At 68.9% G+C, this 734-nt stretch carries 1 protein-coding gene; it reads right to left on the reverse strand.

What is annotated here, in order from left to right:
• On the reverse strand, positions 1–723 hold a 723-nt coding region (gene fgd, locus QYS60_RS25730; protein WP_371384663.1), incomplete at its 3' end, for a glucose-6-phosphate dehydrogenase (coenzyme-F420).
• Positions 724–734: the final 11 nt, after the last annotated feature.

Below are 734 nucleotides of genomic sequence, written 5' to 3' on the forward strand. Positions count from 1 at the left end.
CTCCGGATCGGTGTCGTAGGAGATCTTGATCTCGATCATCTTGTCGATCCCCGCCACCTCCCGCTCGGCCTTGCCCGCACCCTCCGCCACCGCCGGCAACAACTTCTCGGTGTACAGCTCCATGCCCTTGCCCGAGGTGCAGATGAACCCGTCCCCCGCCCGCCCCGCGTACCGCGCCACCACCGGACCGCCCGCCGCGATGTACACCGGGATCCCGCCGGCGGGCACGTCGTAGATCGACGCCCCCTTCGTGGTGTAGAACTCCCCCTCGAAGTCGACCCGCTCCCCCGTCCACAACGCCCGCATCAACCGCACCGATTCGCGCAGCCGCGCGAACCGCTCCTTGAACTCCGGCCACGCCCCCTCGTAGCCGGTGGCGATCTCGTTCAAGGCCTCCCCCGTGCCGACCCCGAGCATGATCCGCCCCGGATACAGGCACCCCATCGTCGCGAACGCCTGCGCGATCACCGCCGGGTTGTACCGGAACGTCGGGGTGAGCACACTCGTGCCCAGCTGCAACCGCGACGTGCGCTCGCCCACCGCGGTCATCCACGCCAACGAGAACGGCGCATGCCCCCCGTTGTGCCGCCACGGCTGGAAATGATCCGACACCGTCGCCGAATCCATCCCCCGCTCCTCGGCCAGCACCGCCAGCTCCACCAGCTCCCGCGGCCCGAACTGCTCCGCCGACGCCTTGTACCCCAACTTCAGACCCTGCGACACCACGAACTCCT

Origin of the sequence: Rhodococcus sp. GXMU-t2271 (assembly GCF_041414735.1) — a bacterium.
In the GTDB taxonomy this organism is placed as follows: Bacteria; Actinomycetota; Actinomycetes; order Mycobacteriales; family Mycobacteriaceae; genus Rhodococcus; species Rhodococcus indonesiensis.